The organism is Arthrobacter sp. TJ-254, assembly GCF_058269175.1.
This window is the reverse complement of record NZ_JBZCNF010000004.1, coordinates 1-25,122: the sequence shown is the minus strand read 5'-3', so window position 1 is coordinate 25,122 and position 25,122 is coordinate 1. Positions and strand designations below refer to the sequence as shown.

Here is a 25,122-nt window from a genome sequence, read left to right as displayed (position 1 = left end):
GTGACTATTGCCGCCGTCCCGGATCGGCCGGGGAAAACGCCCGGGACGCTACCCTTAGGCCATGGCAACAGATTCTCCCGCCCTGGCACCCGACACCCTCGTCGTGGCCGCCGGCCGCCCCGAGCGGGCGCACGATTCACCGGTCAATCCCTCGATCGAACTCTCGACGACGTTCCACGAGACCCGGGCCCCGCAGCCCGGCGACCGCGTCTACGGGCGCATGTCCAATCCCACCTGGGACCCCTTCGAAGAGGCTTTGGGCCGGCTTGAGGGCGCGGCGCTGCCCGCCCTGGTGTTCAGCTCCGGCCTCGGTGCCGCCGCCGCCGCGCTCGCGCTCGTGCCGACGAATGGCGTTGTGCTCATGCCGCGGCACGCCTACGCCGGATCGATCAGCCTTGCCGCAGCGGAGGCAGCCCTGGGCCGGTTCACCCTGGTACCGATCGACGTTGCCGAAACGGAAACGGTGCTGGCGGAACTGGCGGGACTGGGAACGCGCATGCAGCCGGGGCAGGTGATGCTGTGGCTTGAAAGCCCGACGAATCCCATGCTGGAGGTGGCCGAGACGGCCCGCCTCACCGAGGCCGCGCATGCCGTTGGAGCGCTCGTCGTCGTTGACAACACGTTCACCACACCCATCCTCTGCCGTCCTCTGGACTTCGGGGCGGACGTCGTCCTGCATTCGGTGACGAAGTACCTCGCCGGCCACTCCGACGTCGTCCTCGGTGCGCTCGTGACCTCGGATCCCGTACGCCGCGATCAGCTCCTGGCGCACCGCACCCTGCGCGGGGCGATCGCAGGACCGTTCGAGGTGTGGCTTGCCCTGCGCGGGCTGCGCACCCTTGCGCTGCGCATGGAGCGCGCCCAGGCGAGCGCCGCGGTGCTCGCCGATCGCCTCGCCGGGCACCCGGCAATCGAACGCGTCCGCTTCCCGGGGCTGCCGCAGGATCCCGGCCATCAACGGGCCAAGGCGCAGCTTAACGGCTTCGGCGCCATCATCAGCATCGAACCCGCCGGTGGAGTGCGCGCCGCCGATGCGCTGGTTGAGGCGGTGCGGCTCTGGATGCCCGCCACCTCGCTCGGCGGAGTCGAGTCGCTGATCGAACGGCGCCGCCGGCAGCCGGGGGAGCCCGCCACGGTGCCGGAAGCGCTGGTGAGATTATCGGTCGGCATTGAGAACGTCGAGGATCTCTGGGCCGACCTCGCTGGAGCCCTCGACGCCGTCCAGCCGCTAAGCTAAACGCGTGGGCATCATCCTGGAGTTTCAGACGTACCTTTACCTCGCGCTTGGCTACCTTGCGCTCGGAATCGAAATTTGGGCGTTCACCGACTGCCTGCGCCGCAGCTCTGCCTCCTTCGAAGCCTCCTTCAAGCGCACCAAGGGCTTCTGGACGGCGGTGACCGGCGGTGCCGTCGTGGTCGGCGTGTTCAGCGCCCTCAGCCCAGGGTTCGGCCTGTTCAAACTCGTTGCCGTCGTTGCGGCCTGCGTCTACCTCGCCGACGTCAAACCGGCCGTCAGCGAAGTCCGCGGGCGCGGAAACCAGGGCCCCTACGGCCCCTGGTAAGCTCCTCGGCATTTCCCGCGCCGCCGGGACTGGACCCGATCTTCAAGCCCGCCCTATGGCACGGCGGCCGGAATGGGCGCGACGGCGTCCCATGCGACGGTGATCTCACCCAGGCGCCAGCGCGACGGCGAATCGAGCAGCGGCCAGCCGTCCGCGGCCAGCGCCCGGCACATGGCGCTCCACCGCTGACGCGCTCCGAACGCGGCAAGCGGTGCGGCGTCCAGCCAGGCGCGGTCCATCGAGCCAAGGAACCGGTGCACATTCTCGCCCGGCACATTCCGGTGGATCAAGGCCTTGGGAAGCCGTTCCGCGGTGTCCGAGGGAAGGCTAAATGACCCGAATTTCAACGAGATGCTCAATGACACCGGGCCGTCCCGGTCGACGGCAATCCACGTTGAACGGCGCCCGATCTCGTCGCAGGTGCCATCGATGAACAATCCGTCACGCGAGAGGCGGGAGCGCACCTGGTCCCAGTGGGCGAGGTATTCGTCCTCGTCATACTGCCGGAGCACATTGAAGGCGCGCACCACGACCGGCCGCCGCCCCGGGATCGGCAGCTCAAACCCTCCCTGCACGAAGCTGAGGCCCGGCCGCTCCAGCGGCAGCGCCCCCTCCACCCTTGCCGGGTCGATTTCGATGCCGATCACTTCGCTTGCGGAGTGCACCCGGCGCAGCCGCTCGAAGAGTTCAACCGCCGTCACCGGGGCCGCTCCGTAGCCGAGATCGACGACGAGCGGGTCGGCCGAATGGCGCAGCCGCCAGGTCTGGGTGCCGGCGAGCCACCGGTCAACCCGCCGCAGGCGGTTCGGGTTGGTGGTTCCACGGGTGATGCTCCCAACGGGTTTTCCGCTGCGTTTGAGGTATGGCACCGTATCAAGGGTACTGGTAACAGATGCCTTCCCCGGATGCCCGCACGCCCTCCGATACGGCACACTAGGGTTCATGACTTCCTTCAAATTGATTTTGTTGCGCCATGGGCAGAGTGAGTGGAACGAGAAGAACCTCTTCACGGGCTGGGTCGATGTGGCGCTCACCGACAAGGGCCGGGAGGAAGCCACCCGCGGCGGACAGCTCCTGGTCGAACACGACCTGCTTCCCGACATCGTCTACACGTCACGGCAGAAGCGCGCGATCATCACGGCCAACCTCGCCCTCGAGGCCGCCGACCGCACCTGGATCGATGTCAAGCGGAACTGGCGCCTCAACGAGCGCCACTACGGTGCACTCCAGGGCAAGGACAAGGCGCAGACCCTCGCCGAATTCGGCGAAGAGCAGTTCATGCTGTGGCGCCGCTCCTACGACACCCCGCCGCCGCCCCTCGAGGACTCAAGCGAATACTCGCAGGCACACGACCCCCGGTACGCAGACCTCGGCCCGGACCTGCCCCGCACCGAGTGCCTCAAGGACGTACTTGAGCGTTTCCTTCCCTACTGGGAAACCGACATCAGCAAGGACCTCACAGCGGGCAAGACTGTCCTTGTCGCAGCACACGGCAACTCGCTGCGGGCACTGGTGAAGCACCTCGACGGGATCAGCGACGCCGACATCGCGGCCCTGAACATCCCCACAGGTATTCCGCTTGTCTACGAACTCGACGAGAACCTGAAGCCGGTCAAGGCCGGTGGCACCTACCTCGACCCCGAGGCGGCGGCGGCCTCCATCAAGGCGGTCGCGAACCAGGGCAAGCACTAGGTGGGGCGGACCCGTTAACGACGACGGCGGCTTCCTTCGGGAAGCCGCCGTCGTTCTTTGGTGTGGGCCTTCAGCTGTAGGCCCGTCCGATCCTGCGCCTAGTTCAGGGGCGCGCTGGGCTGCCATTCGCCGGTCACCAGGTAGGTGACCTTCCGTGCCACGGACACGCCGTGATCGGCGAAGCGTTCGAAGTACCGGCTGGCAAGGGTGACGTCGACGGTGGTTGGCGCGGTTTCGTTCCAGTCCGCGGCCGCAACGGCCCTGAAGACGCTTGCATGGAGTTCATTGACCCGGGCGTTCGCGGCATTGATTTCGTTGCTCAGCTCAAGGTTCCGCGTCTCAAGCAGCTCCGTCACCTTGCCCGCGATCTGGATGTCCAGCGCTGCAAGCTCGTCGAACGTGGGACGGATCTTCTCGGGAATCACATTGGCGGGGTACCGCAGGCGCGCCAACTGCGCGACGTGTCGGGCGAGGTCGCCCATCCGCTCGAGCGAAGCGCTCATGCGCAGGGCGCCAACGATCATCCGCAGGTCGCTGGCAACCGGCCCCTGGAGGGCGAGGATGTCGATGGCGCGTTCGTCGAGGGAGTTCTGGAGGAAATCGATGCGCGCGTCAGCGGCGATTACTTCCTGGGCAAGTTCGGTGTCGGCACCCTGGAAAGCGCTGTTGGCTTTTTGGATGGCCTCCGACACCAGCTGCGAGATCTCAATCAATTCCTCGCCAATCTGGTGAAGCTCGGCCTGAAAAACCTTACGCACGTGGGCGTCCTTTCCGTTGGTGGAGAAACTCGCCGATGTGAGCGGTCCGCAGGCCAGTTTCTCAGCGGCCCGTTAACGCTTCCTCGGCTTTAGGTGAACGTTAGTTGAACCACTGGTCTATTACCACCGGATGCGGGTTGGGCCCGGAGTTCTGCGCATAAGCTAGGAGCGTGGATCCCGTACTGCTTAGCCTCATCGCAGGGCTCGTGGGCCTCGCGCTCGGTGTTTTCGGCGCCGTGGCGCACCGCGTCAGTGAGGCGCAACGGACCCAGCTGCTGTACGAGGACGAGCTGACCCTCCCCGACGGCGCAGCGGAGGTCCTCTCGATCATTGGGCGGGCGTACGTGATCGTCGACGCGATCGACGGCGTCGTCCGCGCCAGCCCCGCCGCCTACGCCTTCGGGCTGGTGCGCGGGCATACAGTCGTCCACTCCGAGCTGCTGGACCTGACGGCCCGCGTACGCCGCGACGGGGTGATCGAGCAGAAGCAGCTCGAGCTTCTCCGGGGGCCGGTCGGCGGCAGCACGATGGTCCTGCAGGTGCGCGTCGCGTCCCTTGGTGCCGAATACATCCTGATCCTCGCCGATGACCGCACCGAGATCACCCGCACCGAGGAAATCCGCAACGACTTCGTGGCGAACGTGTCGCACGAGCTCAAGACCCCCGTGGGCGCCATCTCCCTGCTCGCCGAAGCGATCGACGACGCCGCCGAGGACGAGGTTGCGGTACGCCGGTTCGCCCGGCGCATGCACAAGGAATCAAGCCGGCTCTCGGCGCTGGTCCAGGACATCATCGAACTGTCCCGCCTCCAGGGCACCGACATCGTGGGCAAGGGCAAACCCGTCGACATCAACGCGGTGATCGCCGAGGCAGTTGACCGCAATCGGCTCCCCGCCGAAGCGAACTCCATCGAGATCGTGGTGAAGGGAACGATCACCGAACCGGTCTTCGGGGACCCTGACCAGCTGATGACGGCGTTCCGCAACCTGATCGACAACGCCATCCGCTACTCGCCCGAAGGAACCCACGTGGGCATCGGCCTGCGCTCGCGCGAGGGGCTCGCCGAGATTTCGGTGAAGGACCAGGGAACCGGAATCACGCCCGAAGAGCAGGAACGCATCTTTGAGAGGTTCTACCGAATCGACGCCGCGCGGTCACGCCAGACCGGCGGCACCGGGCTGGGGCTGAGCATCGTGAAGCACGTCGTCTCGAACCACGGCGGCGAAGTGACAGTGTGGTCAATGGCGGGCCAGGGCAGCACCTTCACTGTGCGCCTTCCCGAGATGGAAACCGCCGAAACCGGCAATCCGGGGCTGACCGCGCACCCGGCAGAACACAAGGGCGGAACCGACGCCCACGAACAGGGAGTAACTGCTTGAGCCGCATTTTGATAGTCGAGGACGAGGAGTCCTTCAGCGACCCGCTTTCCTACCTGCTGGGGAAGGAGGGGTTCGAGGTGGCCGTCGTCGACAACGGGCTTGACGCAATCAAGGAATTCGACCGTGCCGGGGCGGACCTCGTCCTGCTCGACCTGCAGCTGCCGGGCCTCTCCGGTACGGAGGTGTGCCGCCAGCTGAGGCAGCGCTCCAGCGTCCCGGTGATCATGCTGACCGCGAAAGACGCCGAAATCGACAAGGTTGTGGGCCTCGAGCTGGGCGCCGACGACTACGTGACGAAACCCTACTCCTCACGCGAACTGGTGGCACGGGTGCGGGCTGTGCTGCGGCGCCAGGGCGAACCCGAGGAGCTGGTTTCGACAACGGTGCAGGCCGGCCCGGTGCGGATGGATATCGAACGCCACGTTGTCAGCGTCGATGGCGCCCAGGTGCCTCTTCCCCTCAAGGAGTTCGAGCTGCTCGAGATGCTGCTGCGCAATTCGGGAAGGGTGCTCACCCGGGGGCAGCTGATCGATCGGGTCTGGGGCGCCGACTATGTGGGGGACACCAAGACCCTCGACGTCCACGTCAAACGCCTGAGGGGGAAAATCGAGCCCGACTCGTCGAACCCGCGCTACCTCATCACGGTGCGCGGGCTCGGCTACAAGTTCGAGCCCTGAGGCTGCCGGAGGCTACCCGCCCCCGTGGCCGCCTTCGGCCTCCCCGCCGCCTGCTCCCTCGGTTGCCGCAGGTTCGCTGGGCTCAGGGGTGTAGCCGCCGGGAACGAACTCCCGGTATTCGGGGAGCGTTCCGCTGAGGACGGGCACGGCGTAGGTGGCGGTTTCCGAGTTCACCGTGAAATCAAGGTCGACAAGGGAGCCGGGAATCTGGGAGACGCCCTGGATGGTCCCGTCGTCGCTGGCCTCGTCCTCGAAGACATACTTGTCACGCGCATCGATGCGGATGTCAGTGGTCGTGTTCTGGCTCTCGATGGTCAACTGCACCGGTGAGTCGGTGGGGTTGAACACTGTTCCAAGGAGCGTCCCCGGCTCGCCTTCGGCCGTGGAAATGATGAGGATGTTGCGCAGCTGCAGCGGTCCGAGGTCCTCGACGATGCCGTCCGATGCCGAGTACTGCCGCGTGGTCGACTGCTCATTGATGGTGCTGCAGCCGGAGATTCCCAGCATGGCCAGCACGGCGCCGGCAGCGACGGCCTGCTGCACTCGGTTGTTCGGTGCACTTCTCACAGCACAAACTCCTGGGGTTCTCCGATAAGGCGATCGGTTCGGTTGCGGTCTCCACCATGTCGGTGAAACAAGAACCAGACTAACGGCAAAGCGGAAGTTTGGAGAGACGATTCGCCCGCGTGACACGGCGGCAGCACCAAAAGCCTGCCCAGTCAAGAGGCGAATCATAGTTCGGACGCGCGGGTTGAGTGCCCTGACCTGCGAAAACGCGAAGTCGGGCGTGTCGTTGCCGTGATAAACTGACTTGCGGGAAAGGGGAAAGTCCACATGGTTTTTGAGGTCGGCGAGACAGTTGTTTACCCTCACCACGGCGCAGCGAAGATCGAAGAGATCAAGATGCGCGTTATCAAGGGCGAAGAGAAGATGTATCTCAAGCTCAAGGTGGCACAGGGTGATCTGACAATAGAAGTACCAGCAGAGAACGTTGACCTAGTCGGAGTACGGGACGTGGTGGGCAAGGAAGGCCTGGAGCACGTCTTTGATGTACTCCGCGCCGAGTTCACCGAGGAGCCCACCAACTGGTCGCGCCGCTACAAGGCGAACCTTGAGAAGCTCGCCTCAGGCGATGTCATCAAGGTTGCCGAGGTCGTCCGCGACCTGTGGCGCCGCGACCACGACCGCGGGCTGTCGGCGGGCGAAAAGCGGATGCTTGCCAAAGCCCGGCAGATCCTGATTTCCGAACTCGCACTGGCGGAGAAGACCGACGAAGAGAAGGCCGCAACGGTCCTCGACGAGGTCCTCGCCTCCTAGGCGGGTTCAACACAACAAGAGGGGCACCCGGAAGGGGCCCCTCTTGTTGTGTGCCGTAGGGTATTCGTGTGTCTTCGCCCCTTCCCGCCCACGCCCAGCCGGCGCCGTCGACCGCGGCCGGGAATCCCCCGGACACCCGCGGCACCGCCGGGGTGGTCCTGGTTGCCGCGGGCTCCGGGCAACGCCTGGGGCAGGGCATTCCGAAGGCCCGCGTCCTCTGCGGCGGGATGACCCTTCTTGAGCGGGCGCTGCGCGGCATCCTCGCGAGCGGCGTTGCCGCCGAAGTCGCCGTCGTCATCCCGGAGGGCGACACAGCGCTGGCCGACGCGGCCGCAGCGGTTCCCAGCCCCGTCCCGGTCCGCATCGTTCCCGGAGGGGCAAGCCGCTCCGCTTCGGTTGCCGCAGGTATTGCAGCCCTCTCCGGTGGCGCCCCCTTGATCCTCGTCCACGACGCGGCCCGTGCGCTCACCCCACCGGAGGTCTTCCGCCGGGTCGCCGGACGGCTGATCCAGGGGGCGCCCGCCGTGCTGCCGGTGCTGCCGGTTGCCGATACGGTCAAGACCGTCAGGGGTGGGCAGGTTGCCGGCACCCTGGACCGGGCCGAACTGCGCGCCGTGCAGACACCCCAGGGTTTCGCCGCCGACGTCCTGCGGGCGGCCCACGCGCGGCCGGGAGCCGGCGATCCGCTCATCACCGACGACTCGATGCTCGTCGAGGCCCAGGGCGCCGCCGTCCTCGTTGTCGACGGGGACGCCGCGGGCTTCAAAATCACTACGCCGCTCGACCTGCTGCTCGCCGAGGCCCTCCTCGCCGAACCTCTCGCCGCCACACCCGCGCAATCCACGATCCAAGTCCCCTCCGACCTCCCCGAGGAAACCTCACCATGACCCAGCACGCGCACCTGCCCCGCACCGGGCTGGGCATCGATGTCCACGCCTTCGCCCCGGAAGAGGCACCCGCACCCCTGTGGCTCGCGGGGTTGCTGTGGGACGGCGAACGCGGGCTGGCCGGGCATTCCGACGGTGACGTCGTCGCACACGCCGCCGCCGACTCGTTGTTCTCGGCCGCCGGGCTTGGCGACCTCGGCACGCACTTCGGCACCGACCGCCCTGAGCTCGCCGGCGCCTCCGGAGTGCGGCTGCTCGGGGAAGCCGCAGCAATCGTCCGCGGGGCCGGGTTCGAAATCGGGAACGTCGCCGTGCAGCTGATCGGCAACCGGCCCCGGTTCGCCCCGCGCCGCGCCGAAGCCGAGGCGGCCCTGTCGGAGGCGGCCGGAGCGCCGGTGAGCGTCTCTGCGACAACAACCGACGGGCTCGGCCTGACGGGACGCGGCGAGGGGATTGCCGCGGTGGCGACCGCCGTCGTCATTTCTGCTGGGTAACAGCCCGGCCGGTGCCCCCGGTTCGGCTAATCTGGAGCAGTGAGCCTGAGATTCTATGACACCGCCACTGCCGAGGTACGGGACTTCGTCCCCCTGACTCCGGGGGCCGTCAGCCTTTACTACTGCGGTGCGACGGTTCAGGGGATGCCGCACGTGGGCCACGTCCGCTCCGCCATTGTCTTTGACCAGCTGACCCGGTGGCTCGAGGCCCGCGGTTTCCGGGTTACCTCAGTCCGGAACGTCACCGACATCGACGACAAGATCCTCGAAAAGTCGAAGGCTTCCTTCGACGGCGCCGAACCGGCGCCGGGCGGCATACCGAACGAGGAGTGGTGGGCGCTCGCCTACCGCTATGAGCTTGAATTCAACAAGGCCTACGACACCCTTGGGGTGCGCCGCCCAACGTATGAGCCGCGCGCGACGGGCCACATCCCGGAGATGCAGGCGCTCATCCAGGAACTCATCGACGCCGGTTATGCGTATCCCGCCCCGGACGGATCCGGGGATGTGTACTTCGACGTCCGCTCCTGGCCGGAGTACGGCTCCCTCACCCACCAGAACATCGACGACATGCAGGCCGCAACCGACGCCGACCCCCGCGGCAAGCGCGACCCGCGCGACTTCGCGCTGTGGAAGGGCCACAAGGACACCGACCCCGCCTCCTCGTCCTGGCCGAGCCCCTGGGGCGCTGGGCGCCCCGGCTGGCACACCGAATGCTGCGCGATGACCAACAAGTACCTCGGACCGCGGTTCGACATCCACGGCGGCGGGCTCGACCTGCGCTTCCCGCACCACGAAAACGAGATGGCACAGGCACACGCGGTCAAGCGCGGCTACGCCCAGTACTGGATGCACAACGGCCTCGTCACCTACGAGGGCGACAAGATGTCTAAGTCCATCGGCAACACAGTCAGCCCCGAGGAAATGCTGGCCGTCGCCCGGCCCCGCGTCGTGCGGTACTACCTGGGGCAGGCCCACTACCGTTCGGTCCTTGACTACCGGCCGTCCTCCCTTGACGAGGCGGCTTCCGCCGTCGAGCGCATTGACGGCTTCCTGGCAAAGGCCGAGGCCCGCTTCGGATCCGCGGCGCCGGAGCCCGCGAACCTTCCGGACGCCTTCGGCGCTGCGATGGATGACGACCTCAATATCCCCCAGGCGCTCGGAGTCCTCCACGAGACTGTGCGGGCCGGCAACACCGCGCTTGCGGCCGGTGATCCGGACGGGGCCCGCACCGCCCAGGCCGCGGTTGCCGCGATGGTCGAGGTGCTCGGGCTCAATGACGCAACGGACGCCGTCGGCCCCGCGGACGGACAGCAGACCGCTGCCCTTGACTCGCTCATCCGGTCCCAGCTGCGCGACCGCGCAGCCGCCCGTGCCGCGAAGGACTGGGCGCGTGCCGATGCCATCCGCGACGCACTCGCCAGCGCGGGCATCCTCGTTGAGGACTCCGTAGATGGCGCGGAATGGAGTCTCGCGGGCCGCTGAGGTGGACTTCGAGGCCCGCTGAGCGGGCGGATTCGCGCGCGGGAATGCCGGCGGGCGTCGTCCGCGTAAACTGGAGGTGACTTTTCCTCTATTCGAAGGTGTTTCCCCATGGCCAGTCACGGACGTCCAGGCGCGGTGCGCAAGTTGAAAAAGGGCCCCACCACAGGCACCGGCGGGCACGGACGCAAGGCCCTTGAAGGCAGGGGGCCCACCCCGAAGGCGGAGGACCGCCCCTACCACAAGGCGTACAAGAGCAAGGAGCTGGCCGAGCGCTCCGCCGCCAAGCGGGCCGGCGGCAAGAACGCCGGTTCGGGCCGCAAGGGCAAGGCCACGGAGGAAATCGTCACCGGCCGCAACTCTGTGGTTGAGGCTCTGCGTGCCGGAATCCCCGCCAAAGCCCTCCACGTCGCGATCCGCGTGGAGATGGACGACCGCGTACGCGAGGCGCTCAAGCTCGCCACCGAACGCGGCGTCCCCGTCATGGAGACCGGCAAGCCTGAACTTGACCGCATGACCGAGGGTGCGGTGCACCAGGGCCTCATGCTGCAGATCCCGCCCTATGAGTACGCCGACGCCATCGACCTCGTCGCCGAAACGATCGACAAGTTCAAGCGCGGGCACATCTCCAACGCCCCGCTGTTCATTGCGCTCGACGGCATCACCGACCCCCGCAACCTTGGTGCAATCATCCGTTCGGCGTCGGCCTTCAGCGCGCACGGCGTCGTTGTCCCCGAACGCCGCTCGGTCGGCGTCACCGCGTCGGCGTGGAAGACAAGCGCCGGTGCTGCGGTGCGGGTGCCCGTCGCCCGGGTCGGCAACCTCAACTCGGCGCTGAAATCCTTCAAGGACATGGGCATCTTCGTGCTCGGCCTCGATGGCGACGGCGACATCTCCCTTCCTGAACTGACCCTCGGGAAAGATCCGGTATGCCTGGTTGTGGGCTCGGAGGGCAAGGGCCTGTCCCGGCTCGTCCGTGAGAACTGCGACCAGATCGTCTCGATCCCCATCGATTCCGCAATGGAGTCGCTCAACGCGTCGATGGCGGTGGGAATCAGCCTTTACGAGATTTCCCGCCAGCGTTCGGCCTGATCCTCCGCCAGCCATGAGTCTCTCCCTGCCGGTCAATGCGGCCTCGCGTGAGTTTCCGCTCGGCCTTCACCGGCTGAAGAGCCGGTGGGCCGTCGACGGGCACGTCAACGCCGCCGTCTGGGCCCCGGCCGTCTCCTCGATTGATGTTCACTTCCAACTGGAGGATGGGCGCTGGACACGCGAGACGCTGCCAGGGCTCGACGGGGGAGTGCACCACGGCGTCGTCGGCCCGCTTCCGGACACCACCCGGTATGGGTTCTGGCCCACAGGGAAGGCGCTGCCGGAGGACGGGCAGCTGCTCCTTGATCCGTACGCCCGGGCCGTCGAGACGCAGGAGCCGGTGGGCACCTCGGAGCGGGCCGTCTACTGGTCGGTCTACGTCGAGGAGTCTTTCGACTGGGGCGCATCATCCCGGCCGGCAACCCCGTGGCGCGACACCGTCATCTACGAGGCCCACGTGAAGGGCCTCACCAAGCTCCACCCCGACGTCCCCGAGGAACTGCGTGGCACGTACGCCGGCCTTGCCCACCCCGCCATGATCGAGCACCTGCTCGGGCTGGGGATCACCGCCGTAGAGCTGCTGCCCATCCAGTTCTTCATCGACGAGCCGCACCTCGAACCGCTGGGCCTTTCCAATTACTGGGGGTACAACACCCTCGGGTTCTTCGCGCCGCACGCCGCCTACGCCACCGCCGCTGCCCGGGCCGCCGGCCCCGCTGCCGTGATCGCCGAACTCAAGACAACGGTGAAGCGCCTCCACGAGGCTGGCCTTGAGGTGCTGCTCGACGTCGTCTACAACCACACGGCCGAAGGGGGGAAGGACCGCCCTGCCCTGTGCTGGCGCGGCCTCGGCGATGCTGAGTACTACAGGCACGACGACGCCGGCAGGTACCTGGACACCACGGGCGTCGGCAACTCGCTGAATTTTTCGCAGCCGAAGGTCATCCAGTTCGCCCTGGATTCGCTGCGGTACTGGGTCGAGGAATTCCACATCGACGGCTTCCGCTTCGACCTCGCCGTCACCCTTGCCCGCGACGAGCACAACAACTTCACGCCGCGCCACCCCTTCCTCGTCGCCGTCGGAGCCTCGGCGGCGCTCCGGGGAACCAAACTCATCGCCGAACCCTGGGACCTCGGACTGGGCGGCTGGCAGACCGGGCAGTTCCCGCACGGCTGGGCCGACTGGAACGACAACTTCCGCGACACAATGCGGGACTTCTGGCTCCGCGACCAGGAGTCGCTCCGCTCCGGCGGACAGGCCGGTTCGGCCGCGCGGCTTGCCCGCAGCCTTGCGGGGTCCGCGGAGATGTTCGAACACTCCGGGCGCACACCCCTTGCCTCGATTAATTTCGTCACTGCACATGACGGGTTCACCCTGGCGGATCTCACCTCGTACGAGCGCAAGCACAACGAAGCGAACGGCGAGGAGAACCGCGACGGTTCGAACGACAACCGCAGCTACAACCACGGCGCCGAGGGCCGCACCGAGAATGAGGGCATCGTAGCGGCCCGGGAGCAGACAGCACGGAACCTGATGGCTGCGCTCGTGCTCTCGGTCGGCGTTCCGATGATCACGGCCGGCGACGAACTGGGCCGCACCCAGCGCGGCAACAACAACGCCTACTGCCAAGACAACGAGCTGGCCTGGGTTCACTGGTCCCGCGATGCCGCGGCCTCCCGCATGCTTGGGGCAACCCGCGACCTCCTGGCCATCCGGCGGGCCTGCCTCGCCAGCCAGCCCCCGCTCTTTCCTGGCCGGGTGGGAAGTTCGGCGCTGCTGTGGTTCAACGCGTCCGGGGTGCCGATGACGCCGGAGGACTGGCACGATTCCGAGACCCGAACCGTGCAGCTCCTGCTGAGCGCTCCCGAAGGCGGCGGGCGGACCCTGATCGTGATCAACGGATCCCTCTCCGATCAGGAAATCCACCTCCCGGCGGCCTGGATCCTTCGGGGACAGGGCATCGAGGACGCCAGGCCGTCGTCCTTCGAACTCGCCTTCGACTCCGCGGATCCCCGGCGCAGGCGCAGGGGCGCCCGGATCTCATCCGGGGAGTTCGACCGTGCCACAGCGAACTCGGTCGTCGTCTACCGCTGCTGACGTCCCGGCCCCACCCGCCCACCGCTCATTCCCGCGGCACGCTCCTGCCCACCGGCTCCGCCCGGTCGGTGAGCATGTCCGGATATGCCCAGTGACGGGATCTCCCCATAGGGCAGGATGCGGGCGTAGGGTGCCTTATGCCCTGCCGTAATACACTCATCGCCGTCAGCGTCAAAGGTGCTGTTTGCCTTGCCGCCATTCTGAGCATGTATGTCCTCGCAGGCAAGCCGTGGACCCATGAGCTGTTGAGCTGGCCGACCGCGGCAGTGGCCGGGGTCCTGCTGTCGGAAGGCCTCCGCCAGTCGAATATCCAGCGGCGTCGCCGCGCTGTCCAGAACCAGGTCGAGTGCCTCCTGCGCGCCCGGAGCGGAGGAGTTTCCGGCGTGCCCCGCACCTGGAAGCCGGGTCTTGCGACTGGTGCGAGCGGCCGGCTCGACTTTCAACCGCGGGGACGGGTGAGCGGGGGCGACGAGGGCGAGCTGTTGACGCTGAGGGTGGATTCCGTCGGCCGCGAGCGCGATATCACGGTAACCGAGGGCATTTTCCGGATGGGGCCCACCTGGCGGGTTGTTGAACTTTCGACGTCTGAGGGATCAGTTGAACTTGCGGGCCCGGTTTCCGAGCTTGAGAACGCAGTATCGGCCCTTTAGGCGTTCCCCACGCGGGCGTGCTGAATCGCTGCTGCCCAGCGAACGGGTCCGCGGGACTTCCGCCCACTGAAACCTGCCGGTCAATGGGCATATCCGGACATGCCCACCGACGGCGCAGGTCCGGTGGGCAGAAGGGGGTGGCCCAGGCGCTCCGTGCCGCCCGCCCCACCCTTGGAAAGCACTGTGGACCGGCTCCCGTCGGGGAACCGGTCCACAGTGCGGAAACGCGGGGCCGAAAGCCAGCCCCGGGGTGCTAGGCGTTGACCACCAGTCCGAGCTCGGCCTTCGAGGCGAGCGTCACGTGGCGCGGCAGCACGCGCACGGTGTAGCCGAACGAGCCTGAGTGGTCGATGCGGGTTTCCCCGGTGAACAGGTAGCGGCCGCTGCCGAGGTTCTCCGCAACGTTCAGTTCCGCGAGGGCGACGTCGCTGAGTTCATCGGTGCTCGATGCCCTGCCGTAGGCGACCTCAACCGAAACGTCGGCGGGGTCGAGGTTCCCAAGGGCCACGTACGCGTTGACGGTGAGGCTGTCGCCGATCTGCGGATCCTCCGACACACCGAGTGAATCGACGTGCTCGACCTGGACGGCCGGCCAGCCGCCCTGGATGCGGGTGCGCCACGCGGCGGTGCGCCTGGCCTGGGCGAAACCGTCGCTCATTGCATCCCGTCCCGAGCGCCAGGCCGGCTGGTACAGCAGGCCCACATAGTCCTGGATCATCCGCTCGGCGGAAACCGCAGGACCCAGGGTCGCCATGGTGTGCTTGATCATGGCGATCCACTGGTGGGGGACGCCGTCGTGCGATGGCTCCGACGGGCCTGCGGAGCCCGCCCCGACCGCGGAGACCGAGCCGTAGAAGCGCGGTCCCACCTGGGTTTCGAGCAGGTCGTAGAGGGCCGCGGCCTCGATGTCGTCCCTTTCCTCGGCGGTTGCCCCATTGTTGGCCGTGGGAATTGACCAGCCGTTGTCGCCGTCGTACATCTCGTCCCACCAGCCATCGAGGACCGAAAGGTTGAGGCCGCCGTTGATTGCCGCCTTCATGCCCGATGTGCCGCACGCCTCAAGTGGACGCAACGGGTTGTTGAGCCACACATCGCAGCCCGGGAACAGGGTCCGCGCCATCCCGATGTCGTAGTTGGGCAGGAACACGATGCGGTGGCGCACCTCCGGATCGTCGGTGAAGCGAACGAGGTCCTGGATCATGCGCTTGCCCTGCTCATCCGCCGGGTGTGACTTGCCGGCCACAACCAACTGGATCGGATGCTCCGGGTGGAGCAGGAGCGCCTTCAGCCGTGCTGGGTCGCGGAGCATGAGGGTAAGGCGCTTATAGGTCGGAACGCGCCGGGCAAAGCCGATTGTCAGCACGTCCGGGTCGAGGACCGTGTTGGTCCAGGCGAGTTCGGCATCGGCTGCGCCGCGCTTCTTCCAGGAGGACCGCAGGCGCTCCCGGACGTCGTCTACGAGGTTGGAGCGCAGGCTCCGGCGCAGCGCCCAGATGTCCGTGTCCGCGACGTCGTAAACACGCGCCCACTGCGGGTCGAGGATCGACTCTGCCCCAAAGTTCTCCCGTGCGAAGTCCGCGATCAGCGGGTCAACCCAGGTCGGGACGTGAACGCCGTTGGTGACCGAAGTGATCGGAACCTCGCGGGTGTCGAAGCCCGGCCACAGCCCCGAGAACATGCCGCGGGACACCTCGCCGTGGAGCTTCGAAACGCCGTTGGCACGCTGGGCGAGCCGAAGGCCCATGACCGCCATGTTGAACTTCGTCGGGTCGCCGCCCTCGTAGTTCTCCGCGCCAAGGGCCAGCACCTTGTCCGTAGGGACCGACGGCGCGAGCCCAGCGTTGAAGAAGTACTCGATCTGGGCGCGCTCGAAGCGGTCGATTCCTGCGGGAACCGGGGTGTGCGTCGTGAAGACCGTCGAGGCGCGTCCCGCGGTCAGCGCCTCCTCCCAGCTCATGGGGATGTCGTTGGAGGAATCCATCAGTTCGCGGATGCGTTCGATGCCGAGGAAACCCGCGTGGCCCTCGTTGGTGTGGAACACCTCGGGCGCGGGGGTGCCGGTCAGCCGCTCGAAAATGCGGAGAGCCTTGACGCCGCCCATCCCGAGCAGGAGCTCCTGCTGGAGGCGCTGGTCTCCGCCTCCGCCGTAAAGGCGGTCGGTGACGTTGCGGGCCGCTTCGTCATTGCCGGGGACGTTCGAGTCGAGCAGCAGCAGGGGCACCCGGCCGACGTCGGCGCGCCAGATGTGGGCGGAGAGCTTGCGCCCGTTGGGCAGCGGCAGGACAACCTTCGCCGGGGTGCCGTCGTCTTCGCGCACCATCGTCAGGGGAAGGCCGTCGGGATCAAGCACCGGGTAGGTCTCCTGCTGCCATGCGTCGCGGGAGAGGGACTGCATAAAGTAGCCGGCCTGGTAGAGCAGTCCGACGCCGATCAGGGGCACGCCGAGGTCCGATGCAGCCTTGAGGTGGTCGCCGGCGAGGATGCCGAGACCGCCCGAGTACTGGGGCAGGACCGCGCTGATGCCGTACTCGGGGGAGAAGTAGGCAATGGAGCGGGGGGCGTCGTCACCGAGGGACTGGTACCAGCGGGGCTCATTAAGATAGGAGTCGAGGTCGGCTCCCAGCTCCTGGATGCGCTGCACGAGGTCCTCGTTAGCCGCGAGCTGCTGGAGCTGCTCCCGCGTCACCGAGCCGAGGAACGTCACCGGATCGCGGTCGCTTGCCTCCCACGCGGCGGGGTCGATGTCCTCGAAAAGGCGCGAGGTGGGCAGGTGCCACGACCAGCGCAGGTTGCCCGCGAGCTTGGCCAATGGCGCAATGCTTTCGGGGAGGACGGTTCGGACTGTAAATCTACGGATTGCCTTCACTCGGGTTACGCTAGCGCACTTGTCTTCGGCAAGGGAGCCAAGAAGGTAACCGCTTGCGTAAAAGGGCAAAATATCGCGATGTTACGCAAAGCTCCCTTAGCATTTCCAACTTTTTCTCGCTAACGTGCTGTGAGTGACCTTATCTAGCGAGCAAACTTCCCCCGGTACGTACGCTGACGGACTACGCTTCGGCCGCATCCCCATCACCGCGGTCAGCCCGGTGATCGAAGACGGGAAATTTCCCGCGAAGGCCGTGCCGGGTTCGGACATCGTCATTGGAGCGACAGTCTTCCGTGAAGGCCACGACCAGCTCGGCGTCTCGGCTGTGCTTTACGACCCCCGCGGCAAGGAGGTGCAGCGCATCCGCCTTGAACCGGTCGGCGCCGGCCTCGACCGGTGGCGGGGCATGCTGCGCCCCCGGGTTGAGGGGCTCCACACCTTTACCATCGAGGGCTGGTCGGACCTCTACGGGACCTGGGAGCACGACGCGACAGTGAAGATTGCCGCGGGAGTCGACGTCGAACTGATGCTCGCCGAGGGCGCAGCGCTGTTCACCCGGGCAACCCAGGGCAGGACCTCCCGCGATGCAGCAGTGTTCCGCCGCGCCGCCGCCACGCTTGCCGATAGCTCACGCAGTGTCGAGGAGCGGCTCGCCGCCGGAAGCACCGCCGACGTCCTTGATGCAATCCGGCGCAAGCCGCTGCGCGACCTGGTCACCGCCTCCCAGCCGTACCCCATCCTCGTTGAGCGCGAACGTGCCGGGCGTGGATCCTGGTACGAATTCTTCCCCCGCTCCGAGGGTGCGGTGTACCACCCCGAAACCGGGTCGTGGACGTCGGGCAACTTCCGCACCGCGGCCAAGCGCCTCGATGCGGTCGCCGACATGGGCTTCGACGTCGTCTACCTCCCGCCCATCCACCCGATCGGGAAGACGCACCGCAAGGGCCCGAACAACACGCTGACCGCACGCCCCGGGGATCCCGGGTCGCCGTGGGCGATCGGTTCCGAGGACGGCGGGCACGACGCCATCCACCCGGACCTCGGCACTTTCGACGACTTCGACGCGTTCGTTGCGCGTGCGCAGGAACTGAACCTCGAGGTGGCGCTCGACTTCGCCCTCCAGGCGTCACCGGACCACCCGTGGGTCACCTCGCACCCGGAATGGTTCACCACGCGGGTCGATGGGTCGATCGCCTACGCCGAAAACCCGCCGAAGAAGTACCAGGACATCTACCCGATCAACTTCGACAATGACCCGAAGGGTCTTTCGCAGGAAATCCTGCGGATCGTGCTGATGTGGATCGACCACGGCGTGAAGATCTTCCGGGTCGACAACCCCCACACGAAACCCGTGCAGTTCTGGGAATGGCTGATCGCCGAGGTCAACCGCAGGCACCCCGACGCCGTCTTCCTCGCCGAGGCCTTCACCCGGCCGGCGATGATGCACGCCCTCGGCCGGGCCGGATTCCAGCAGTCCTACACCTATTTCACCTGGCGCAACACGAAGACCGAGATCGAGGAATACTTCACCGAGATCAGCAAGGTCTCGGCGCCGTACTTCAGGCCGAACTTCTTCGTCAACACGCCGGATATCCTCACCGAATACCTGCAGTTCGGGGGCCCGGCGGCCTTCAAGATCCGGGCGGTCCTCGCCTCGATGGGCAGCCCCCTGTGGGGCGTCTACTCCGGCTACGAACTCTTCGAGCACGTCGCACGCCCTGGTGCCGAGGAGTACATCGACAACGAGAAGTTCGAGTACCGGCCGCGGGACTACGCGGCGGCCGAAGCTGAAGGCAGGTCGCTCGCGCCATACCTCACGCGCCTCAATGCCATCCGGCGGGCGCACCCGGCGCTGGGGGACCTCGAGAACCTTACGATCCACTCCAGCACCGACGCGGCAACGGTCGTATTCTCCAAGCACAAGGAAACCGATGAGGGGAAAGACACGATCATCGTCGTGGTCAACCTCGACCCGCACAGCGCCAGGGAGTCCACCGTCTCCCTCGACCTTTCCGCCTTGTCAATCGACGCGGCCGACCGTAACGAGGACGGCACGTTCAGGGTCGATGACCTCATCTCCGGCTCAAGCTGGAACTGGGGAGAACATAACTACGTCAGGCTGGACGCCCATGTTGAGCCGGCACACATCCTTTCTGTCAGGAGGCAGCACTAGTGCCCAACCCCTTCCAACTCAATGCGCCTGGTCTCGCGCACGACCCCCACTGGTACCGCAAGGCGGTGTTCTACGAAGTTCTGGTCCGTGGGTTTGCGGACGCCAACGGGGACGGGTCGGGAGATTTCTCGGGACTCATTGAAAAGCTCGACTACCTGCAGTGGCTCGGCATCGACTGCCTGTGGCTGCCGCCGTTCTTCAAGTCACCGCTGCGCGACGGCGGGTACGACATCGCCGACTACTACGATGTCCTCGACGAGTTCGGTACGATCAGCGACTTCAAGCGCCTTGTGGCCGAAGCGCACGCACGCGGTGTCCGGGTCATCATCGACCTGCCCCTGAACCACACCTCCGACCAGCACCACTGGTTCCAGGAATCCCGCAGGGACCCCGAGGGCCCGTACGGCGACTTCTACGTATGGAGCGACACCGACGAGAAATACGAAGACGCCCGCATCATCTTCGTTGACACCGAGGAATCCAACTGGACCTTCGACCCGGTGCGCCGCCAGTTCTTCTGGCACCGGTTCTTCAGCCACCAGCCTGACCTGAACTTCGAGAACCCCAAGGTGGTCGAGGCGCTCTTCAACGTGGTCCGGTTCTGGCTGGACCAGGGAATCGACGGCTTCCGCGCTGACGCAATTCCCTACCTCTTCGAAGAGGAGGGGACCAACTGCGAGAACCTGCCCAAGACGCACGAGTTCCTCAAGGACCTCCGCGCAATGGTCGACGAGAACTACCCGGGCCGGGTCATCATCGCCGAGGCGAACCAGATGCCCGAGGAGGTTGTCGAATACTTCGGCGACGAGGACGGCCCGGAGTGCCACATGGCGTTCCACTTCCCGATCATGCCCCGGCTCTTCTACGCCCTGCGTGACCAGAAGGCCGCACCGATCATCGAGACCATGAACGAAACACCGCAGATCCCCAACGGCGCCCAATGGGGAACGTTCCTGCGCAACCACGACGAGCTGACCCTCGAAATGGTGACCAATGAGGAACGCGAGGCGATGCTTGGCTGGTACGCCCCCGATTCGCGGATGCGCGCGAACGTCGGCATCCGCCGGCGCCTCTCGCCGCTGCTGGATAATTCACGCGCCGAGGTGGAACTGATCCATGCGCTCCTGCTCTCCCTCCCCGGAAGCCCGTTCCTCTACTACGGGGACGAGATCGGGATGGGCGACAACATCTGGCTCGAGGATCGCGATGCGTCGCGGACGCCAATGCAGTGGAACCCCGACCGCAACGCCGGGTTCTCCACGGCGGACCCGGGCAAGCTCTACCTGCCGGTCGTCCAGTCGCTGGTCTATCACTACAACCACGTGAACGTTGAAGCGCAGCTCGCCACCTCGAGCTCGCTGCTCCACTGGATGCGCCAGATGCTCGCCGTGCGCCGGGCCCACCCGGCCTTCGGCCTTGGCGACTACCGCAATGTGGCCACCGAGTCCGAGTCCGTCCTCGCGTTCCTTCGCGAGGTCCCCGAGGGAAACTCGGAAGGTGAGCGCCCCGAAGTAGTGCTGTGCATCTTCAACCTTTCCCAGCACCCGGTCGCGGCGAACATGCACCTTCCCCAGTACGCGGGCAGGGGCCTGCGCGACCTGTTCGGCGGCACACCCTTCCCGGCCTTCGGCGAGGACGGAAACATCACGCTGACCCTGGGGAGCCACGACTTCTTCTGGCTCCGCCTGCGTTCGGCCAGCTCGAATTCCGCGTCCCCCCACACCGAAGCACTGCCCGTGATACCTATTTCGGAGGCAATTAGATAATGGGAAACCACACGCCCTTCATCCCAGAAATCCTCAACGAGTGGCTCCCAAACCAGCGCTGGTTCCCGGCGAAGGGGAAGAACGTCTCCCTGACGGTTGTGGGCGGCAGCGTCCTGGAGGACCCGACGGGCGAGGCGGCGCTTGAGGTCCACCTGCTCGCTGTCGAATCCGGGCGCCGCACCGACGTCGTCAGCGTGCCGTTGAGCTACCGGTCGGTGCCGCTGCCGGGGGCCGCGTCCGGCCTCGTTGGACAGGTCGACCACCCGGACCTCGGATCGCGGTGGGTCTACGACGCCACCCATGATCCAGCGTTCATCGGCGCCTGGCTGCAGTTGATCCGCTCGAATTCATCCAGTGCCGACGGGCGGATCCACGGAGTCTCGCTCGATTCCCTCCCCGCCGACGACGCGGCTGCGCCGCCTGCGGTCCGCGTGCTGCAGGGGGAACAGTCGAACACCTCCGTCGTCGTAGGGGCCGGTGCCGGTTCGATGATCGTCAAATTCTTCCGCGTCCTGGCCGCGGGCGAGAGCCCCGACGTACAGATCAGCGCCCGGCTCACCGAGGCCGGTTCAACCGACGTCCCGGCGACCTACGGGTGGGTGACCGGAGAGTGGCAGGAAGCCCACGCGGCTCCCGGAACCCACGTCACCGGCCACCTGAGCGTGCTGCGCGACTTCGTCGAAGACAGCACCGATGCTTGGCGGGTCGCGTTCCTCGCGGCCTCCGAAGGCACCTCCTTCAGCAGCGAGGCCCGGGAACTGGGCCGCGTTGTCGGCCGCATCCACGCCCAGCTCCGCTCCGCCTTCGGCAGCCGCGCGGCAACCGAGGATGAGGCGGCGGAGTTCAAGGAATCCATCGTTCGACGGATCACCTGGGCGTGGCATGAGGCATCGGCCACCCTTGGTTCGTTCGACGCCGAGATCGCAGCGATCGTCAAGCGCGTCCGTTCGATCCCAAGCCTTCCGGACCTGCAGCGCATCCACTCGGACCTCCACCTCGGTCAGGTGCTGCGGGCGCCCGACGGGTCTTGGGTTGTCCTCGATTTTGAAGGGGAGCCGCTGCGCCCCACCGCCGAGCGCAGCGTGCCAGACGTCGCGGTGCGCGACGTCGTGGGCATGGTGCGCTCGTTCGAATACGCTGCCGCGTCACGGGGCGCCTCAGCTGAGGGTTCCAAAGAGGCCCGCGTAGGCGACCAGTGGGCCGACGATGCCCGCACGGCATTCCTTGAGGGATACGCTGCGGAAGCCGGAACCCCGGTCGATACGACGTCGACCCTGTTCCAGGCGCTGTGGCTGGACAAGGCCCTCTATGAGGTGGTTTACGACCTGCGCAACCGGCCCGACTGGGTGGAACTGCCGGCACGCGACGTCCGGCGCGCCCTGAAGGCGCTTTCCGCGTCCGGAGCAGCGGAAACAGCAGCCGAACCGGTTGCCGTTGTTGCAGCCGGCGGCGCTGACGCCCTCCCGGGCGGGCAGGCGGCAACCGTCCGGCCGGCAGCCAAGTCACCGAAGGTTCCCGCCGCGAGCACCGGCCCCGTCCAGGTCTCCCGCGAGCTGCTCCAGCAGGTTTCGGAAGGAGTCCACCACCAGCCGCACGCGGTGCTGGGTGCCCACCTCGACGCTTCGGGCCTCGTCACCATCCGGACGCTCCGGCGGCTGGCGAGCTCCGTCACCGTCGTCACCGGCCAGGGCCGGGTGGAGCTTGATCACGAGCACAACGGCATCTGGGTCGGCACGCTGCCGGCCGAGAACCCCGGGCACGTTCCCGACTACCGGCTCGAGGTTGCCTACGGCGGTGAACCCGAGCTGGTCGACGACCCTTACCGTTTCCTTCCCACCCTCGGTGAAATCGACATCCACCTCATTGCCGAAGGCAGGCACGAGACGCTGTGGACCGCCCTGGGCGCGCACGTCCGCCACTACTCGTCGGTGCTCGGAGCGATCGACGGCGTCTCCTTCGCCGTCTGGGCCCCCAGCGCACGCGCAGTTCGCGTCAAGGCCGACTTCAACGGCTGGGACGGCACCATCAACGCCATGCGCGCCCTCGGCAGCTCCGGTGTGTGGGAAATCTTCATCCCCGGCGCCCAGGCCGGAGCCTGCTACAAGTATGAAATCCTCGGCAGCGACGGCCACTGGCGCGAAAAGGCCGATCCCATGGCCCGCGGCACCGAGGTGCCGCCGTTGACCGGTTCGCGCGTCGTCGAATCCCGCTACGTCTTCGAGGACGACGACTGGATGCAGAAGCGCGCCGCGACCGACCCGCACAACGGGCCGATGAGCGTATACGAGGTTCACCTCGGCTCATGGCGCGTGGGGCTGAGCTACCGGGAACTGGCCGAACAGCTCGTCGAGTACGTGAAATGGCAGGGATTCACCCACGTTGAACTCATGCCGGTCGCGGAGCACCCGTTCGGCGGGTCCTGGGGATACCAGGTCACCTCTTACTACGCTCCGACGTCGCGCTTCGGCCATCCCGATGACTTCAAGTACCTCGTGGACCAACTCCACCAGGCCGGCATCGGCGTCATCATGGACTGGGTTCCCGCGCACTTCCCGAAGGACGAGTGGGCCCTGGCCAAGTTCGACGGCGGGACGCTCTACGAGCACGGTGACCCGCTGCTCGGGGAGCACATGGACTGGGGAACCCTGATTTTCGACTACGGGCGGCGCGAGGTGCGCAACTTCCTTGTCGCAAACGCTCTGTACTGGCTCGAGGAATTCCACATCGACGGACTGCGCGTCGACGCCGTCGCCTCGATGCTGTACCTCGATTACTCGCGCGAAGAGGGCCAGTGGCGGCCCAACCGCTTCGGCGGCCGCGAGAACCTCGAGGCGATCTCCTTCCTCCAGGAGGTCAACGCCACCGCGTACAAGCGGGTGCCGGGAATCGTCATGATCGCCGAAGAGTCGACCGCGTTCGACGGCGTCACCCGCGCCACGAGCTCGGGCGGCCTTGGCTTCGGCCTGAAGTGGAACATGGGCTGGATGCACGACAGCCTCCAGTACATGGCCGAGGATCCGGTCAACCGCGCATACCACCATGGCAAGATCACGTTCTCGATGGTCTATGCGTACACCGAAAACTTCCTGCTGCCCATCAGCCACGATGAGGTTGTGCACGGCAAAGGCTCGCTGCTGCGCAAGATGCCGGGTGACCGCTGGCAGCAGCTGGCCAACCTGCGTGCCTACCTCGCGTTCCAGTGGGCGCACCCGGGTAAGCAGCTGATCTTCATGGGTTCCGAGTTTGCCCAGGAATCCGAGTGGGCCGAGCAGCACGGGCTCGACTGGTGGCTGTGCGACACCCCGCCGCACCGGGGGGTCCAGGAACTGGTCCGGTCGCTGAACACCGTCTACCGGCAGACACCCGCGCTCTACGTGCGGGACAACGAGCCGGCGGGATTCCAGTGGATCGACGAGAGCGACGGTGCACGCAACACGCTGTCCTTCATCCGATGGGACCATCAGGGCAATCCCCTGGTGTGCGTTGCGAACTTCGCCGGCGGACCCCACGAGGGATTCCGGATCGGCCTGCCTTGGGCGGGGGAGTGGACCGAGGTCATCAACACCGATGCCGAGCAGTTCGGCGGTTCGGGAGTCGGAAACCCGGGCACCGTGACCGCCGTTGAAGGTGCCCACAATGGCCAGCCGGCCTACGCCGACCTGAGGGTGCCACCCCTGGGAGTCCTCTACCTCGCTCCGAAGGCGTAATACTTGGACGCCGGGCCCTGCAGAGGGCCCGGCGGGATTTACTTCCCGGGCCCAGAGGTGCTAGAGTTTATATCCGCGCTGATCGATGATTCCGGTCGGATGACGCTCACACAAACGGTAGATCGTGGTTCCCGCTGGAAGCAGCGGAGACGGTGAGAGTCGGCCGATTTGGAGAGTCTGGCTGGTGCGGGTAGGCTTGTGAAGTTGCTCCGGAGCGAGGATGGCCTGGTTTTTGCGGGTTGTGTGGTGCCGGTAGTGCCTGTTGTTTGAGAACTCAATAGTGTGCCAAGTTTGTTGATACCGATTGTTTTTTGATTGGTTGAATTGGCTGGTTTGCCGCACCTTGTGTGTGGTGGGCCGGTTTTTTTGGCTGGTTTCGAATTTTGTGCAGCAGGGGTTCCCGTTTTCCCGGGGGCCTGTGTTGTGTCTGTAATGCATTTACGGAGAGTTTGATCCTGGCTCAGGATGAACGCTGGCGGCGTGCTTAACACATGCAAGTCGAACGATGATCCGGTGCTTGCA

Annotated in this window: 19 protein-coding genes and 1 rRNA gene; 16 read left to right on the top strand and 4 right to left on the bottom strand. The window is 66.4% G+C overall.

Going from position 1 to position 25,122, the window contains the following annotated elements:
* Positions 1–61 precede the first annotated feature (61 nt).
* Positions 62–1,237, top strand: a complete 1,176-nt coding sequence (locus AC4D14_RS11610; RefSeq protein WP_490902438.1) for a trans-sulfuration enzyme family protein — start codon at positions 62–64, stop codon at positions 1,235–1,237.
* Between the two features lie 4 nt (positions 1,238–1,241).
* The gene (locus AC4D14_RS11605; RefSeq protein WP_490902437.1) at positions 1,242–1,562 is read left to right on the top strand and encodes a DUF2516 family protein; all 321 of its coding nucleotides are present in this window, start codon (positions 1,242–1,244) and stop codon (positions 1,560–1,562) included.
* A 53-nt stretch (positions 1,563–1,615) separates the two neighbouring features.
* Here the strand turns inward: AC4D14_RS11605 and AC4D14_RS11600 are convergent, their stop codons facing one another.
* Complete coding sequence (locus tag AC4D14_RS11600) at positions 1,616–2,431, bottom strand: class I SAM-dependent methyltransferase (RefSeq protein WP_490902435.1); 816 nt, start codon at positions 2,429–2,431, stop codon at positions 1,616–1,618.
* 73 nt (positions 2,432–2,504) lie between these two features.
* Between AC4D14_RS11600 and AC4D14_RS11595 the strand changes: the two genes are divergently transcribed.
* Positions 2,505–3,254, top strand: coding sequence for a phosphoglyceromutase (locus AC4D14_RS11595; RefSeq protein ID WP_490902434.1), 750 nt, complete (start codon positions 2,505–2,507; stop codon positions 3,252–3,254).
* A gap of 98 nt (positions 3,255–3,352) precedes the next feature.
* On the opposite strand, the gene phoU is transcribed toward AC4D14_RS11595, so the two are convergent.
* A complete protein-coding gene (phoU, locus tag AC4D14_RS11590; RefSeq protein WP_490902432.1) occupies positions 3,353–4,012 on the bottom strand; it encodes a phosphate signaling complex protein PhoU in 660 nt (219 codons plus the stop codon).
* A gap of 170 nt (positions 4,013–4,182) precedes the next feature.
* On the opposite strand from phoU, the gene AC4D14_RS11585 reads away from it, so the two are divergent.
* Together AC4D14_RS11585 and AC4D14_RS11580 are read left to right on the top strand one after the other, a co-directional pair.
* Positions 4,183–5,391 (top strand): sensor histidine kinase, encoded by a 1,209-nt coding sequence (locus AC4D14_RS11585; protein WP_490902430.1) that lies wholly within the window; start codon positions 4,183–4,185, stop codon positions 5,389–5,391.
* Positions 5,388–6,068 (top strand): response regulator, encoded by a 681-nt coding sequence (locus AC4D14_RS11580; protein WP_490902428.1) that lies wholly within the window; start codon positions 5,388–5,390, stop codon positions 6,066–6,068. The genes AC4D14_RS11585 and AC4D14_RS11580 overlap by 4 nt, the downstream gene beginning before the upstream one ends.
* A 12-nt stretch (positions 6,069–6,080) precedes the next feature.
* On the opposite strand, the gene AC4D14_RS11575 is transcribed toward AC4D14_RS11580, so the two are convergent.
* On the bottom strand, positions 6,081–6,635 hold the full coding sequence (locus tag AC4D14_RS11575) for a hypothetical protein (RefSeq protein WP_490902426.1): 555 nt from the start codon (positions 6,633–6,635) through the stop codon (positions 6,081–6,083).
* 267 nt (positions 6,636–6,902) lie between these two features.
* On the opposite strand from AC4D14_RS11575, the gene AC4D14_RS11570 reads away from it, so the two are divergent.
* The 7 genes from AC4D14_RS11570 to AC4D14_RS11540 all read left to right on the top strand — a co-directional run bounded on the left by AC4D14_RS11570 (position 6,903) and on the right by AC4D14_RS11540 (position 14,088).
* Entirely contained in the window at positions 6,903–7,385 is a 483-nt protein-coding gene (locus AC4D14_RS11570) for a CarD family transcriptional regulator (RefSeq protein ID WP_056546372.1), read from the top strand.
* Positions 7,386–7,453: 68 nt separating this feature from the next.
* On the top strand, positions 7,454–8,272 hold the full coding sequence (gene ispD, locus AC4D14_RS11565; protein WP_490902424.1) for a 2-C-methyl-D-erythritol 4-phosphate cytidylyltransferase: 819 nt from the start codon (positions 7,454–7,456) through the stop codon (positions 8,270–8,272).
* Positions 8,269–8,766, top strand: a complete 498-nt coding sequence (ispF, locus tag AC4D14_RS11560; protein ID WP_490902423.1) for a 2-C-methyl-D-erythritol 2,4-cyclodiphosphate synthase — start codon at positions 8,269–8,271, stop codon at positions 8,764–8,766. Before ispD ends, ispF begins: the two co-directional genes overlap by 4 nt.
* 39 nt (positions 8,767–8,805) lie before the next feature.
* Positions 8,806–10,251: a cysteine--tRNA ligase gene (cysS, locus tag AC4D14_RS11555; protein WP_490902421.1), complete on the top strand. Its 1,446-nt coding sequence runs from the start codon at positions 8,806–8,808 to the stop codon at positions 10,249–10,251.
* A 108-nt stretch (positions 10,252–10,359) separates the two neighbouring features.
* Entirely contained in the window at positions 10,360–11,340 is a 981-nt protein-coding gene (gene rlmB / locus AC4D14_RS11550; protein WP_490902420.1) for a 23S rRNA (guanosine(2251)-2'-O)-methyltransferase RlmB, read from the top strand.
* 13 nt (positions 11,341–11,353) lie between these two features.
* Positions 11,354–13,438: a glycogen debranching protein GlgX gene (gene glgX, locus AC4D14_RS11545; protein ID WP_490902418.1), complete on the top strand. Its 2,085-nt coding sequence runs from the start codon at positions 11,354–11,356 to the stop codon at positions 13,436–13,438.
* A gap of 206 nt (positions 13,439–13,644) precedes the next feature.
* Positions 13,645–14,088 (top strand): hypothetical protein, encoded by a 444-nt coding sequence (locus AC4D14_RS11540; protein ID WP_490902416.1) that lies wholly within the window; start codon positions 13,645–13,647, stop codon positions 14,086–14,088.
* A gap of 253 nt (positions 14,089–14,341) precedes the next feature.
* On the opposite strand, the gene glgP is transcribed toward AC4D14_RS11540, so the two are convergent.
* Positions 14,342–16,954 (bottom strand): alpha-glucan family phosphorylase, encoded by a 2,613-nt coding sequence (gene glgP, locus AC4D14_RS11535; RefSeq protein ID WP_490902414.1) that lies wholly within the window; start codon positions 16,952–16,954, stop codon positions 14,342–14,344.
* A 133-nt stretch (positions 16,955–17,087) separates the two neighbouring features.
* Between glgP and AC4D14_RS11530 the strand changes: the two genes are divergently transcribed.
* The 4 genes from AC4D14_RS11530 to AC4D14_RS11515 all read left to right on the top strand — a co-directional run.
* Positions 17,088–19,127, top strand: a complete 2,040-nt coding sequence (locus tag AC4D14_RS11530; protein WP_490902413.1) for an alpha-1,4-glucan--maltose-1-phosphate maltosyltransferase — start codon at positions 17,088–17,090, stop codon at positions 19,125–19,127.
* On the top strand, positions 19,127–20,893 hold the full coding sequence (treS, locus tag AC4D14_RS11525; protein WP_490902412.1) for a maltose alpha-D-glucosyltransferase: 1,767 nt from the start codon (positions 19,127–19,129) through the stop codon (positions 20,891–20,893). The genes AC4D14_RS11530 and treS overlap by 1 nt, the downstream gene beginning before the upstream one ends.
* A complete protein-coding gene (gene glgB, locus AC4D14_RS11520) occupies positions 20,893–24,600 on the top strand; it encodes a 1,4-alpha-glucan branching protein GlgB (protein WP_490902410.1) in 3,708 nt (1,235 codons plus the stop codon). Before treS ends, glgB begins: the two co-directional genes overlap by 1 nt.
* Before the next feature lie 437 nt (positions 24,601–25,037).
* Positions 25,038–25,122: ribosomal RNA gene (locus AC4D14_RS11515) — 16S ribosomal RNA — on the top strand; the annotation flags it as partial.

What these genes read in the sequence shown, in the direction of transcription:
- glgB (WP_490902410.1), top strand. Translation starts at nt 20,893, where the DNA reads ATGGGAAACCACACGCCCTTCATCCCAGAAATCCTCAACGAGTGGCTC.
- glgX (WP_490902418.1), top strand. Translation starts at nt 11,354, where the DNA reads ATGAGTCTCTCCCTGCCGGTCAATGCGGCCTCGCGTGAGTTTCCGCTC.
- rlmB (WP_490902420.1), top strand. Translation starts at nt 10,360, where the DNA reads ATGGCCAGTCACGGACGTCCAGGCGCGGTGCGCAAGTTGAAAAAGGGC.
- AC4D14_RS11610 (WP_490902438.1), top strand. Translation starts at nt 62, where the DNA reads ATGGCAACAGATTCTCCCGCCCTGGCACCCGACACCCTCGTCGTGGCC.
- AC4D14_RS11540 (WP_490902416.1), top strand. Translation starts at nt 13,645, where the DNA reads ATGTATGTCCTCGCAGGCAAGCCGTGGACCCATGAGCTGTTGAGCTGG.
- AC4D14_RS11595 (WP_490902434.1), top strand. Translation starts at nt 2,505, where the DNA reads ATGACTTCCTTCAAATTGATTTTGTTGCGCCATGGGCAGAGTGAGTGG.
- ispF (WP_490902423.1), top strand. Translation starts at nt 8,269, where the DNA reads ATGACCCAGCACGCGCACCTGCCCCGCACCGGGCTGGGCATCGATGTC.
- AC4D14_RS11570 (WP_056546372.1), top strand. Translation starts at nt 6,903, where the DNA reads ATGGTTTTTGAGGTCGGCGAGACAGTTGTTTACCCTCACCACGGCGCA.